This window comes from Paraliomyxa miuraensis (assembly GCF_026337845.1).
Classification (GTDB): domain Bacteria; phylum Myxococcota_A; class Polyangia; order Nannocystales; family Nannocystaceae; genus Paraliomyxa; species Paraliomyxa miuraensis.
Genome location: NZ_JAOVZF010000154.1, coordinates 218,058 through 232,133, shown reverse-complemented (window position 1 = coordinate 232,133; position 14,076 = coordinate 218,058). Strand labels below are relative to the sequence as shown.

The window sequence follows — 14,076 nt, the reverse complement described above, 5'->3', positions numbered from 1 at the left end:
CTTCGGGCTCCCGGGGCGAAAGCTGGCTCCCGACCCGGACGCCTTCAAGCGGCAGCTCGGCCTCGGCGACGACGCCAGAACACCAGCGCGACCAAGAGCCACGGCCAGCGCCGCTGGGATCCCTGGCGATCGCTACGGCATCCACAGCCGTCGGCGGGCTCGCTCGTGCCCGCCGTGCCGGTGAAGCTCACCAACCCCGAGGTGGCGCCGTCGCTCGTCCCACCGGTGGTGTCGCCGACGCCGGTGGCCGAGCCGCTCCCGGAGTTGCCGCCCGTGTCCGAGTCGGCGGCCGTCTCCCCCGCCGTGTCGTCCAGCCCGCCGGTCCCGCTCGACGTTGGATCGAAGTCGATCAACACCGGTGCAATCCCGAGGGGCTCACTCAGCGGTGGCTGGCCCGCGCAGCTCACATAGTCGTACGTCCACTGCGGAGTGATCACGTAGAGCTCGCCGTTGTCGGGCACGGCCACCGAGGTCACGTCGAAGGTGAGCTGCTTGCTCTGCCCCAGGGCCACGTCGCCGATCTCCACCCCGGTGGCGAGGTCGGCCGTGCCGACGGCGGCGCCGTCGATGTCGCCATCGACACCGTCGATCGCAAACGACGAAAGCTCGAGCCCACTGGGAAGCGGTGCCCGGAACACCAGATCCTGGGCGTCCACCAGCCCATCGTTGCGCATGTCCACGGTGACGGTGCTGGTCTGCCCGATCCCCAGCAGATCGGGTGAGGCCTGCGCTGCGTTGCTGGCCGAGGTGAAGTCGGGCGCGTTGACCTCGATCGAGAACCCGACCCCGATCGGCACGAACGAGTCGCCCGTGGTGATCGCTCGCAGGATCGCCGAGGTCTGTCCGTTGTCGAGCTGACCGGCGGCCGAGCTCATGGCCACCGTGGTCACGTCCCAGCCCTGGCGGCCGCCCACCACGTTCGAGCCCCCGGCTGCGTTCTGGTTGGCCATGCCGAAGGTCCCGCTGGTGTCGAGCTGGCCGTCGGAGCCGTTCAGCTGCGAGCAGAAGAAGTTGGTCTGTGGGTTGTTGGGCCCCGCGAGCGGCACGAACGGCCCCGCGAGCGACTCGGCGATGTGGAAGCCGTCGCCGGTGAGGTCGGCGTCGCCCTCGATGGTGGTGATGACGGCGCTGCCGTCGAAGGCACCCGAGGGTGGGGTGCAGAACCCGGCGAAGTCGTAGTCCTCCTGGCTGTCCTCGTCGACGAAGCTTCCACCCACGAAGATCGTGAGGTTGCGGATCGGCTGGGTCGAGTCGCGGTAGGCCACCAGGAGGGTCCACCCCGCCGCGCTCAGCGAGTTGATCTCCACTGTCTGGGTGGCGGGCACCCCGGAGACCCCGTACACGCCGGGCCCGTGCGTGATCACGAAGTCGGTCACGTCGGCCGAGCGCATGTAGTAATTGGCGGCGAAGCCCGAGAACGCCATCTCGGCGATGTCGAGTGCGGTGATGGGATCGGGCGAGATCAGCTCGTCGTCACCCCCGAAGCTCAGGGTCACCGGATCGTCGAGGAACGCGGTGACGTTCTCGCTGCCATAGGCCGTGCTGCCCCCCCACACCAGCTCGGCATGGAGCACCTCGGCGTCGAGCGGGAGCTCGAGGGTCGCGTCGGAGCCATTGACGGTCCAGTCGTTGGTGGTGTGCCCCGGCCAGGGATTGGCGGGGTTGGCCGGGAAGTCGTCGACCGAGGCGGCATCGAGGCTGATGAAGGTGCCGATCGAGTCCTCGAGGCCGGGGCCGTTGGCGTTGAGCTCCTTGGAGAGCCCGAGAGTGTTGCCCGTGGCGACGACCAGACCCGCGGCCGTCTGCGAGAACCGCAGCTCGGCGGCCAGCCCGGGGGCGACCGGCACCAGCAGCAATCCCCCCGCCACGAGCGAGGGAGCCAAGACCTTCACGAGCGAGGGAGAGCCGAACGTTCGATGACTTGCCCGCATCGACCGCAGCGTACACCTTTCGGGCGTGCCCATGAGCGAGCTTTGCCCCTGCCTGCCCGACGTTCCCGTGCTCGTCACGCCGCGGCTGCGCCTGCGGGGGCACCAGCCAAGCGATCTCCCGGCGTGCACCGCGATGTGGTCCGATCCCGCGGTGGTCCGGTACATCGGGGGGCAGCCGTTCTCGGAAGAGGACGTGTGGCTTCGGTTCTTGCGCTACGTGGGTCACTGGTTCGTGATGGGCTACGGCTACTGGGTGATCGAGGAGCGCGAGTCGGGGCGGTTCGTGGGCGAAGCCGGGCTGGGCGATGCACACCGAGCGGTGGTGCCCGACTGGGGACGCGTGCCCGAGGCCGGCTGGGCGCTGGCACCGTGGGCCCACGGACGCGGCCTGGCCACCGAGGCGGTCGAGGGGGTGCTGCGGTGGGCCGACACCACGCTGCCGCAGTCGCGCACGGTCTGCATGATCGAGCCCGATCACGTCGCCTCGCGCCGCGTGGCGGAGAAGTGCGGCTATCGAGCCTATGCGAGGGGGCAGTACAAGGGCACCGTGCTCGACCTGTTCGAGCGTGACCGAGGGCCTACATCCACCCCCTGGTCGATGGACCCTGAGTCATCCTAGGCTGCGGGGGAATGGCGTTTCGCCCATGCAGCAGGATGCTGCTCCTCGCGATCGCATTGGCCCCGGTGGCGCTGGCCGTGCCGGCTCCGGCTCATGCGGTGGTGGAGCCCACCAAGGACGAACTGGACGCGGCGCTGGTCTCTGCCACGAAGGCGCTCGAGGCCTACAAGGCCGGTGACTACGAGACGGCCGCGACCGAGGGGCGCAAGGCCCTGCCCGTGATCGGCCCCTTGCTCGGCTGGGACTCGGATCCCGTGCGCCTGCTGGGGGGCGTCACGGTGGACGCGCTGGAGAAGCTCGGGCGCAACGCCGAGGCGGACGAGGTGCGCAGGCTCGACGATCACGTGGAGTCCACCAAGCCGCCGACCGTGGCGACGTCGCCCGATCCTTCGTCCGCGCAGCCGAGCCCGCCCAAGCCACCCGCCACGCCCCGCGAGCGCGCGGGCCAGCACGCGGCCAATGCCATGCTCGCGTTCATCGACGGACGCTACGAGCCGGCGACGGTCGAGGCCGAAGCCGCGATCGCGGTGCTCGAGGCCGAGGCGCCCGCCACACCCGAGCTGAGCGGCTATCGCACGCTGCTGGCGGGGCTCTACCAGGTGCGGCTGCAGTACGACCAGGCGGAGGTGCTGCTGCAGCGCAACCTCGACGAGGCCGAGGCCGCGGGGGACGACGCTCCGCTGAGCTCGGCCCTCGATGCGCTCGCCGGTCTACGACGGACCCGCGGCGAGCTCGACGAGGCCGAGGTGCTCTACCGCCGGATGCTCGAGGTGTCGGCGCGCCTCGGAACGCCGCAGTCTCGGGCGTCTGCGCTGCAGGGCCTGGCGTCGGTCGACGTGGCGCGCGGTCGGCCCGAGGCGGCGATCGGTCGGCTCGAGGAGGCGGTCGGGCTCCAGGAGTCGCGCATGGAGCCGGGGACGATGCACCTGCTCTCGCCGGTGTCGGCCCTGGGCAACGCCTACGAGGAGGCCGGGCGCTTCGAACGCGCCGAGCCCACCTTGCAGCGCGCGCTGGGCATCGCCGAGCGCGCCTTCGGGCGCTCGTCACCCGTGGAGTGGAACGTTCGCTCCGAGCTGGGACGACTCTACCGCTCCATGAAGCGCTACGACGAGGCCATCGCGATCTTCGAGGAGATCTTGCGCGAGCAGGAGACCAAGCTGGCGCCGCGCTCCGCGTCGATCGGCGCGACCCTGAACCACCTCGCGGAGACCCTGTGGGCCAAGGGGGGCAGCCCCGCTCGTACCATCGACCTGGCCTCGCGCGCGGCCGAGCTGCAGGAGCACGACATCATCGAGGTGATCGCGGCCGGCAGCGAGCAGCAAAAGCGGGCCTATCTCGAGCGCTACGTCAGCGGCACCGATCGCATCATCACCTATCACGTGCGTCACGTACCCACCGACGACGACGCGGCCCGGCTCTCGATCAATACGATCTTGCGGCGCAAGGGGCGGGTGCTCGATGCCGTCAGCGGGCACCAGCAAGCGGTACGCGAGCGGCTCGCCGAGGGCGATCGCGCCGCCTTCGATCGGCTCCGAGAGGTGCGGGGGCAGATCTCCAGCCTGGTGCTGCGCGGCCCCGACGACAACCTCGGGCCCGACGAGCACCGGGCCAAGCTCGCTGCGCTCGAGCAGGAGGTGGTGGCGCTCGAGAAGCAGCTCGCCTCGGTCGACGAGGTGGCGCTCGACGCCGAGCTCATCGAGCTGTCGGCGGTTCAGGCTGCGCTGCCCGAGGACGCCGTGCTGGTGGAGATCGCGGCCTACCGCCCGTTCGACGTGCACTACGAGAGCTTTGCCACCGCGTTCGGTCCGCCGTCCTATGTGGCCTACGTGATCCATCGCGAGGGGTCACCCGTCATGGTCGACCTCGGTCCGGCGGCCGCGATCGACGAGGCCGTGACCGCCCTGCGCCGCGCGCTGGCCAACCCGCGCTCCAGCGTGGGGAGCCTGGCCCGACGCCTCGACGCGCTGACGATGGAGAAGATCCGCCCGCACCTTCGTGGGCACGAGCAGGTCTTCGTGTCGCCCGACGGTCAGCTCAACCTGGTGCCGCTGTCGGCCCTGGTCGACGAGCGCGACCGCTACCTGGTCGAGACCCTGGAGATCACCTATCTGTCGAGCGGGCGCGACCTCATGCGACTGCAGGCCGCGAGCGCCTTTGCCTCGTCGCTCCCGGTGTTGGTGGGGGCGCCCGACTTCTCGGCCTCCGGGGGCTCGGCGACGCCCGAGCCCGGGCCCGCGCGGCGCTCGGCCGACATGAGCGACCAGATGTTTCGGCCGCTGCCGGGGACCCAGGCCGAGGTCGATGCGATCGCCGAGCTCGTCGATGGCGCCTCGATCCACACCGGCGCGGACGCGACCGAACGCGTGCTCCAGGAGGTCTCGAGCCCGGTGCTCCTGCACGTGGCCACCCATGGGTTCTTCTTGGCCGATCAAGCGTCGACCGTCGATGGGGCGCGGGGCGTGGTCTACCAGAAGAAGGCCGACGACGGCTGGCGGCCGCCGCCGAAGGGAGAGAACCCGCTCATTCGCTCGGGCCTGGCGCTGTCGGGGGCCAACCTGCGGGCGGCGCCCGAGGGAGGCGACGGGCTCCTCACCGCGCTCGAGCTGGCGAGCCTCGATCTGAGCGGCACCGAGCTGGTGGTGCTGTCGGCCTGCGAGACCGGAGTGGGCGAGGTTCGCAACGGCGAGGGGGTCTATGGCCTGCGGCGGGCGCTGGTGATCGCCGGGGCACGCAGCCAGGTGATGAGCCTCTGGCAGGTCGACGACGAGGCCACGCGCGCGCTGATGGTCGGCTACTATCGCCAGCTTCGCCGCGGCAAGGGGCGCTCGGCCGCGCTGCGCAAGGTGCAGCGCAAGCTGCTGCGCGACAAGGAGACCCGGCACCCGTTCTACTGGGCGGCGTTCATCCCCTCGGGCGACTGGCAGCCGATGTCGCTGAAGGTCGAGACGCCGCGGCAGCGACGGCCGCGACGCACGGGCGGCGGGTCCGAGCGCCCCGAGCGCTTCGATGGTGATCTTCGCGACTACTGGTCCGAGCGCTTCGACGACCCGCTCACCTACTTCCATGGCAGCTACGACGCACCGATCGAGGCGCAGCAGCACGAGGGCTTCCCGGCCACCAGCACGCGCTCGTTCGGTCTGCGCATGCGGGTCTTCACACGGCCGCACGTGTTCTTCGGGCTCGACTATGGGCGACAGCCGTGGGACGCCCAGGCCTCACCACGCCAGACCGAGCTGGCGTTCAATCGCTTCGAGGTGGTGCTGGGGCTCGACCTGCTGGCGCTGCCCTACGAGTGGCGCGTGCGCCCGGGGCTGCACCCGTACCTCGGCGCCGGGCTCGGCTGGGGCGTGCTGAAGCAGCTCGGCGAGGGGGCCGTGGCGGGGGACGAGCGCGAGCGCGAGCTCATGGGCGCGCTCGGGATCACCCTTGGCACCGAGGGCGCGCTCTACTTCCGGCTCGGCGATCGCCTGGGGTTGGCGCTGCTGGGCGGCGTGGCCAAGCCCATCTACCGCATGCGGGCGGGCGGCGAGCGCTTGCCCTTCGATGACGAGTTTCCGCGGGCCTGGCGGTGGCAGGCCGGCATTGGCATTGGAGGATTGCCCCGATGAGGACTGGGTCGATGACCAAGCTGATCAAGTGGCTCCCGGTCGTGGCCGGAGGTGGACTGGGCGTGGTGCTGGCGCTGGGCTTTGGCGGGTGCGGCAAGGGTCCGCCAAAGCCCCCCGCCGCCGATGTGACCTGCCCCGACGGAAGCGTGCGCCCGCAGGTCGACTGCGCCACTGATCTCGGTCTCAAGGGGAGGGTGGTCGACGCCAACGCGAGCCTGGGGCAGATCGGCCTGGGGATCGGAGCCAGCTACGAGGAGAAGGCGGTGGGGCAGGTGACCGACTCGACCTACCAGCTGGCGCTGCGGCTCGAGTCGGCCTGCAAGGACTACAACGCCTGTGTGATGTCGGCCGACGCCTACGCGACCGAGGCCTCGCGGATCCGTGACCGGCTCGAGGGGCACGTGGCCCTGGTCCAGCAGCTCCAGGGAGGCGTGGGCGAAGAGGCGGGCGATGCGGTGTGGAGCAACGCGGTGCCGCAGCTGGCGGCCGAGCGGCTGTCGCTGCAGTACCGGCTCGAGGCGCGAAGCGGTGGCGGGCCCGCGTTCGTGCATCACGACGGCGGTTCGCTGCGCAGCGGCGACGAGTTTCGCGTGGTGGTTCGATCGGATCGGGAGGCCTACGTGTACATCCTGCTGATGTCGAGCCAGGGCGTGCCCTCGCAGCTGTTTCCGCTGGCCGAGATGGGGCTGAGCAATCCGCTCCCGGCCGGGGTGGAGGTGGCGATTCCCAACGACGGGACGTTTGCTCTCGATGCCAGTCCCGGAGAGGAGAGCCTGCAGATCCTCGCATCGACGCGGCCGCTCACCGACATCGAGACGCGGCTGCGGGGGCTGGCCGGGGTCGGGCGGCAGGCGGTGGATCCGGTGGTGGATCAGGCGCGTCAGGGGCTGCTCGGTTCGGTGGGGCAGCTGCTGTGCGAAGGGGCCGGCAAGGAGACCCGGGGCATCGTGTACAAGAAGGCCTCGGCCGCCTGTGACGGTCGGGAGCGGCGGGGGATCGTGTACAAGAAGGCCGCGGACGTGGCCCAGAAGGTGGCGGCGCAGCCGGGGGACGACGTGATCGTGGTGCAGCACCACATCGACCACCGGTGACCCGGGCCTTTCATCGGGCCGAGCCCGCCGGTGCGTCGCGCGGGATCCGCATGCGCCCCATCTTGGTGGCCGTCGCGCTCCGGTGTAGAAAATCCGCCTCCCATGGGCCGCACCTTCGAGAATCGCAAGCAAGCCATGGCCAAGCGCTCCGATCGGGACGCCAAGGCCTTCACGCGCGCCGGTCGGAACATCGCCATGGCCGTTCGCGCCGCCGGTCCCGAACCCGAGGCCAACCCGGCGCTGCGCCGCGCGATCCAGAACGCGCGCGCGGTCAACATGCCCAAGGACAAGATCCAAAACGCGATCGACAAGGCGGCGGGGGTCGGGGACGGGGCCGAATTCCAGGAGGTGATCTACGAGGGCTACGGTCCCCACGGGATCGCGATCATCGTGGCCACCGCCACCGACAACCCCACGCGGACGGTGGCCAACATCCGCTTCGCGTTCAAGAAGGGCAGCGGCACGCTGGGCACCTCGGGCAGCGTGGCGTTCATGTTCGATCACCGCGGTGAGGTGCGGCTGTCGCCCGAGGGCATCGAGCGCGACGAGCTCGAGCTCGAGCTCATCGACCATGGGCTCGAGGACCTCGCAGACGGCACCAACGACGACGGAGAGCCCCTGCTGCTGCTGCGCTGCGCTCGCGACGACTTCGGTCGGCTGCAGGCCGCCGTCGAGGCCAAGGGCCTGACCGTGGCCTCGTCGGGCTTCGTGTGGGTGCCCAAGACCACCACGGAGCTGAGCGACGAGCAGGCGGAGGAAGTGGTGGAGCTCGTCGATCGCCTCGAGCAGGACGACGACGTGCAAGAGGTGTTCACCAACCTCGAGTAGGTGGCCGGAGGCCACGCGCCCGCGGGTCAGCCCTCGCGGTGGATCCTCCAGCTCAGCATCATCCCGGTCAGGAGTCCCGCGGCCAGGATGATGACCAGCGGCCACGGCGGGGGCAGCGTCTCGAGCCCCGTCTGCACGTTCATGCCCAGGATCGCGGCGGCGGTGCCCAGCGGTAGGAACACCGCGGCCAGGCGGTTGAGACGATCGGCGGCCTCGGCCCCGCGGCGGCTGGCCTGGGCCTGCTCGTGGGCGCTGCGGGCCAGCCCGCGATCGAGGCTGAAGCGTGCATCGCCCATGAGCAGCTCGGCCCGGCGCTCGATCCCGTAGGCGAGGTCTCGCAGGTCGATGACCCCTCGATCGGACGGGCAGGCATCCCGCGCCTGCTGGAGCGTCTCGTGCAGGTGGCGTGCCGCTCGAGCGATCGGCGCGAGGTGCTCGATGATCTCGAAGTGCTCGTCGATGCCGGGGCTGCGCTCGATTCGGTCGTCGAGCCGGGCCAGCGTGGACGCGTACTCGTCGATGGTCTCGCGCAGGGCAACGCGGCCCTCGCGGCCGTCCGCGGAGCGCCAGCGCCCGCCGGGCTCGCGCCACGACAGGCAGCCATGGCGCTCGTCCTCCTCGGGGCCGGGCACGCGATGCACGATCACCAGCACGTGCCCGCTCTCGTGGATCACCCGCTGGCGGCCCACCGTGTGGCCGAGGCGGCCGAGGATCGAAGGGGGAACGTCCCAGTCGGCGGGAAGCAGGCTCTGGTCGTCCTCGAACAGCGCGTCGGACATGGCGGGTCGAGCATAGGACGGGTTCGATCCTCCGGCTTGACCTTTGGGGCGGGTGGCGCTTTGGTGGTGGTCGATGAGCACCACGCCCGGGCTGCGCTGGCCCGACGAGGATGCCGAGCTGCTGGCTCGCCTGGCCACGGCGCCCGAGGCTCGGCTCCATGCGTGGATGTGTGACGCGGCCGAGCACGCGATCGACTCGTGCCGCGCGGTGGCCCGGGCGGCGGGACATGGCTTGCCCGATCCCACGCCGATCGAGATCAAGCGTCGCTGGCTCGAGGGCCAGGCCACCACCGAGGAGCTTCGGCGGGCGCAGGCGGACGCGGTCGCCGAGTGCTGCCACGGCAGCAGTCGCTCGCTCGGCGCGGCCGTGCTGGGGTGTGCGTGGCACCCGGGCGGCGGGCTCGAGCTGCCCGAGGACGAGCGCCACGCCCAGCGCATGACGCAGCACGGCAGCGCGTTCGAGGCCACCTGCAGCGTGCTGCGCCAGTGCATCGAGGCGGCGGGGGCCCTGAGCCACCGCGCGGCGTGGTCGTCCGTGGGTCCCCACGTCGCCGCCGCATCGGCGCGGCGAGCCAGGGAACAGGAGCAGGCGTGGCAGGTGAGCCACGTGCTCGGCGACCGTCCGCGCGTGTCCGCCGAGCTCGGGCTCGACGGCGTGATCTCCCTCGGGGGTGACCCGACCGGGGACGAAGATCACGCGTGGCTGCATCCCGGTCGTGGCTTCGCAGTCGTGGCTCGGGGGCGCGGAGCCATCGGGAATCAGGGGCGACCCGGGTCGAAGCTGGCGGTGTGGAGCCTGGCGGGCGAGCTCTCGTGGAGCGACGAGCCCACGCTCGAGGGACGGCTGCGTCGCGGGTGGTCGCGAGCCGAGTGTGCCGTGCAGCGCCTGACCGCCAATTGGCCCGTGGGTCTCCTCCAGCCCTCCGTGCGGGCAGCGGCGGTGCTCCTCGAGGGCAGCACCGCGCTGGTGATGCACGTGGGGGATTGCAGCGTGGCTCGCCTCGAGAGCCAGCGGCTCTTGCCCCTCACCCGGCCCCACACGGTCGGGGCCGACCATCCCGAGGCTCCGATTGCGATCGCGGGGTCGATCCTGCGTGCGCTGGGGCGAGGCGAGCCCTCCTTCCTCCGGATCCCCGTTCGGGTGGGCGACGTCTTGCTGCTGTCCACCGTGCCGTGGCCCGATGGAGCGTCGCTGCGGGGACGGAGCGTCGACGAGATCTCGGCATCGTTGGCCCGTGCGGGCTCGTCGACCGTGATCGCGGCTCGCGTACGCGCCATGGCGAGCGGCCCGCTGGTGCGAGGCTCGGTGCGGCCACCTGCGGCCGCGTGGCTCTACCGCCCGGGCCAGCCGCTCGACGAGCCTCCCGAGCGCTACGCGGTGGGGACCCACGGTCGCGGCCCCGATGCGCGCTGGTTCGCCGACGTCTTCGATGCGGTGGTGAACGACGAACGGTGAGCCGGACCAGTGCCGGGGAACAACTGGGCCTCGCGCCCGTGACCTTGGAGCACGCCGTCGTCGGCGAGGCTTCACGCGGGGGCGGAACATGCAGCGCAGTGCTTGGTGCAGTGCGTCCGGGTTGGGCGCGATCTTGTTGTGGCTCCTTGCCGTCACGGCCCAGGCGGCCGGCCTGACGAACTCGACGGGCCGCGGCGGGACCCTCGGTCCATCGGCGGTGAAGCTCGACGACGGCGGCGTGCCCCTTGCCCTGACCGAGCCCGGCGAGCTCCCGCGCTTGCGGCTCGTCGATGGCTCCGCCGAGCTTCCGCTGCGAAAGACCAAGGTCTCGGCCCACATCATGGGCTTCGTGGCCCAGGTCGAGGTCACCCAGACCTACGGCAACCCGCACGCCGAGCCCATCGAGGCGGTTTATGTGTTCCCGTTGCCCGAGAACAGCGCGGTCGACGACATGCGGATCGTGATCGGCGATCGCGTGATCGAGGCCGAGATCCAGGAGCGAGCCAGGGCGCGGCGAACCTACGAGCAAGCCCGTCGTTCCGGCCACACCGCGGCGCTGCTCGAGCAGGAGCGCACCAACGTGTTCACCCAGTCGATTGCCAACCTCGCGCCCGGCGAGGACATCGACGTCGTCGTTCGCTACGTCCAGGACCTCACCTACGACGGCGGCCAGTACGAGTTCGTGTTCCCCATGGTGGTGGGCCCGCGCTACGTGGCCGGCCGGCCGCACGGCGGGCCACCGTCGGGTACGGGCACCCAGGCCGACACCGACGCGGTGCCCGATGCCTCGCGGGTGAGCCCACCCGTGGCCGGTCCCGGCACCCGCACCGGGCACGACATCGCGGTCGAGGTGGTCGCCGACGCGGGCTTGCCGATCCGCGGCTTCGACGTGCCCACCCATCGGGTCACGGGGGGGCTGCGTGCCGACGGCACCCTGGCCGTCTCGCTCGCCAAGGGCACCAGCATCCCCAATCGCGACTTCGTGCTGCGCTATGGCGTCGCCGGGCAGGCGGTGGTGCCCACGCTGCTCACGGCGGGCGACGATCGTGGCGGCCACTTCACGCTGATCGTCCAGCCTCCCGAGCTCGACGTGGACGGGCTGGTGGGTGCGCGCGAGCTGCTGTTCGTGGTCGATGTCTCCGGCTCGATGCACGGGGTGCCGCTCGAGATCTGCAAGGTGGCCATGAAGGAGGCGATCGGTGGCCTGCGACCGGTGGATACCTTCAACATCGTGACCTTCGCGGGCAGCACGGGGCTGGCGTTCGACGAGCCTCGCCCGGCCAACGACCACAACGTTCGCGAGGCGCTGGCGTTCGTGAGCGGTCTGCGGGCCGGGGGCGGCACCGAGATCCTCGATGCGATCGACGTCGCGCTGGCCGATGATCCGGGGGGCGAGCGCCACCGCTACGTCTTCTTCCTCACCGACGGCTTCGTGTCGATCGAGGACGACGTGTACGCCCGCACGACCAAGTGGATCGACGCGCTCGCGCGCCGCGGGCGACGGGCCCGGGTGTTCTCGCTGGGGGTGGGGGCGAGCGTCAACCATGAGCTGCTCGCCAACCTCGCCAAGGCCGGCCGTGGCCTGACCCACACCGTGGGCACGCGCGAGGACCCGCGGCGGGCGGTCCAGCGCTTCGAGCAGATCATCGATCATCCGATCTGGACCGACCTGACGATCGACTGGGGTGACATGGCGGTCGTCGACCTGCACCCGGCCACGCCGCCCGATCTGTTCGTCAGTCGCCCCGCCATCCTGCACGGCCGCTACGTGGGCAAGCCCGGGACCTCGGTGAAGCTGCACGCCCGGGCGGGCGAGCGCAGCGTGCATGCCACCGCGGCGGCTCGGCGTGCGCGGGTCTCGACCCACGTGGTGTCCACCCTGTGGGCGCGCGCGCGGATCGAGGATCTGCAGCATGCGGCCGTGCTCGATCGGGGAGACCACGTCGACGAGATCACGCAGCTCGGCCTCGATCATCGCCTGGTCACGCCCTACACCAGCTTCGTGGCCGTCGACCGCTCCCGCGTGGTGGGCTCGGGTGATCCCAAGCGCGTGGTGCAGCCCGTCGACGTGCCCGAGGGCGTCGATGCCCAGATGGCCGGTGCCGAGATGTACCGCGAGCAGCGGCTCATGAAGATGATGGAGTCCAGCGCGGTGTACGAGTTCCAGGACGACGAGGACGAGCTCTACGACGCTCCGGCGCTCACCTCCCGCACGTCCGAGCGCGAGCTGGACGATGCCGTGGAGTACGAGCGCGCCGAGCCGGCCTCGGCGGGCTGTGCTCACTGCGGGCGCAAGGGCAGCGGCGATCTGGTCGTGCTGTGCGTGCCGCTGCTCGTGCTCGGCCTCCGCCGTCGCCGTCGGTCTTGAACCGCCGGGCGTGGTACGGTCGGCCCGCATGCCTCGGACCGCGATCACCCTGGCCCTGGGCGCGCTCTTGGGATCCTTGGGCTGCGGCGGATCGGCCAGCCCGTCGCCGGTGCCCGCCATCTCGTCGGTCTCGGCCACGCCGTCGGTCTCGGCCACGCCGTCGGTCTCGGCCGCGCCGTCGGAGGATCCCGAGCCCACGCCGACCCGGGCCGACGCCCCGCCCGTCGATCCCGAGGCACGGGCGCAGGCGCTCGCCCACGAGCTCATCATTCTCGATGGTCACATCGACGTGCCCTGGCGCTTGCACAAGGCCCAGGCGGCCGGCAAGCCCGTGGACGACGTGACCGGGCCGACCCAGGGAGGCGACTTCGACCTGCCGCGGGCGCGGGCGGGCGGGCTCGATGCGCCGTTCATGTCGATCTACGTCTCGGCCGACTTCGAGGGCAAGGGCGCCAAGCAGGTGGCCGACGGCCTCATCGACCTGGTCGAGGGCATCGTCGCGCGCGCTCCCGACGACTTCGCGCTGGCCCGCTCGCCGGCCGACGTGCGCCGCAATTTCGCCGACGGCAAGGTCTCGCTGCCCATGGGCATGGAGAACGGCGCCCCCATCGAGGGCGACCTGGCCAACGTGGCCTACTTCCACGGTCGAGGCATTCGCTACATCACCCTGGCGCACAGCAAGGACAATCACATCGCCGACTCGTCCTACGACTCGCGACACACCCACGGGGGCCTGTCGGCGTTCGGCGAGCAGGTGGTGGCCGAGATGAACCGCGTGGGGATCATGATCGACGTCTCGCACCTCAGCGACGAGGCCGCGGACGACGTGCTGCGCCTGTCGGCGGTGCCGGTGATCGCCTCGCACTCCTCGTGCCGCCACTTCACGCCCGGCTGGGAGCGCAACATGAGCGACGAGATGATCCAGCGCCTGGCGGCCAAGGGTGGGGTGATCCAGGTGAACTTCGGCTCCGAGTTCCTGGTCGGCGACATCCGCGAGCGCGGCAAGGCCCACGCCAAGGAGCGTGACGCCCATGTGCGCGGTCTGGGGCTCGCGCTCGACTCCGAGGAGGGCAGGGCGGCGGCGCTGGCCTACGAGCAGGAGCACCCGGTGCCGCGGGCCACGGTGGAGACGGTGGCCGATCACATCGAGCACGTGATCGAGCTGGTCGGGGTCGACCACGTCGGCCTGGGCTCGGACTTCGATGGCGTGGGCGACTCGCTGCCGCAGGGGCTGCGCGACGTCTCGCAGTACCCCAACCTGCTGCGGGTGCTGCTCGAGCGCGGGCACGATCGCGATGCCCTCGAGAAGATCGCGGGCGGCAACGTGCTGCGGGTGTGGCAAGCGGCCCTGGACCACGCGGCCGCGGCCGCCCGCTCATCGGGCTGAGCTGCCACC

At 71.2% G+C, this 14,076-nt stretch carries 9 protein-coding genes; 7 read left to right on the top strand and 2 right to left on the bottom strand.

The window, feature by feature from the left end; all coding sequences use genetic code 11:
* Window positions 1-44: 44 nt before the first annotated feature.
* The gene (locus OEB96_RS23170) at window positions 45-1,892 is read right to left on the bottom strand and encodes a hypothetical protein (RefSeq protein WP_266218875.1); all 1,848 of its coding nucleotides are present in this window, start codon (window positions 1,890-1,892) and stop codon (window positions 45-47) included.
* 70 nt (window positions 1,893-1,962) lie between these two features.
* Here OEB96_RS23170 and OEB96_RS23165 point away from each other — a divergent pair, with 70 nt between their 5' ends.
* From OEB96_RS23165 to OEB96_RS23150, 4 genes are all read left to right on the top strand, one after another.
* Window positions 1,963-2,550, top strand: coding sequence for a GNAT family N-acetyltransferase (locus OEB96_RS23165; RefSeq protein ID WP_266218874.1), 588 nt, complete (start codon window positions 1,963-1,965; stop codon window positions 2,548-2,550).
* 11 nt (window positions 2,551-2,561) lie between these two features.
* A complete protein-coding gene (locus OEB96_RS23160; protein ID WP_266218873.1) occupies window positions 2,562-6,158 on the top strand; it encodes a CHAT domain-containing protein in 3,597 nt (1,198 codons plus the stop codon).
* Window positions 6,159-6,169: 11 nt separating this feature from the next.
* Window positions 6,170-7,249: a DUF4384 domain-containing protein gene (locus tag OEB96_RS23155; RefSeq protein WP_266218872.1), complete on the top strand. Its 1,080-nt coding sequence runs from the start codon at window positions 6,170-6,172 to the stop codon at window positions 7,247-7,249.
* Window positions 7,250-7,351: 102 nt separating this feature from the next.
* On the top strand, window positions 7,352-8,077 hold the full coding sequence (locus tag OEB96_RS23150) for a YebC/PmpR family DNA-binding transcriptional regulator (RefSeq protein WP_266218871.1): 726 nt from the start codon (window positions 7,352-7,354) through the stop codon (window positions 8,075-8,077).
* 26 nt (window positions 8,078-8,103) lie between these two features.
* Here OEB96_RS23150 and OEB96_RS23145 read toward each other — a convergent pair whose 3' ends face one another.
* Entirely contained in the window at window positions 8,104-8,856 is a 753-nt protein-coding gene (locus OEB96_RS23145; protein WP_266218870.1) for a CorA family divalent cation transporter, read from the bottom strand.
* Window positions 8,857-8,929: 73 nt separating this feature from the next.
* Here OEB96_RS23145 and OEB96_RS23140 point away from each other — a divergent pair, with 73 nt between their 5' ends.
* From OEB96_RS23140 to OEB96_RS23130, 3 genes are all read left to right on the top strand, one after another.
* Window positions 8,930-10,312, top strand: coding sequence for a hypothetical protein (locus OEB96_RS23140; protein ID WP_266218869.1), 1,383 nt, complete (start codon window positions 8,930-8,932; stop codon window positions 10,310-10,312).
* A gap of 133 nt (window positions 10,313-10,445) precedes the next feature.
* The gene (locus OEB96_RS23135; protein ID WP_266218868.1) at window positions 10,446-12,680 is read left to right on the top strand and encodes a VIT domain-containing protein; all 2,235 of its coding nucleotides are present in this window, start codon (window positions 10,446-10,448) and stop codon (window positions 12,678-12,680) included.
* A 28-nt stretch (window positions 12,681-12,708) separates the two neighbouring features.
* The gene (locus OEB96_RS23130) at window positions 12,709-14,067 is read left to right on the top strand and encodes a dipeptidase (protein WP_266218867.1); all 1,359 of its coding nucleotides are present in this window, start codon (window positions 12,709-12,711) and stop codon (window positions 14,065-14,067) included.
* The last annotated feature ends 9 nt before the right edge of the window (window positions 14,068-14,076 follow it).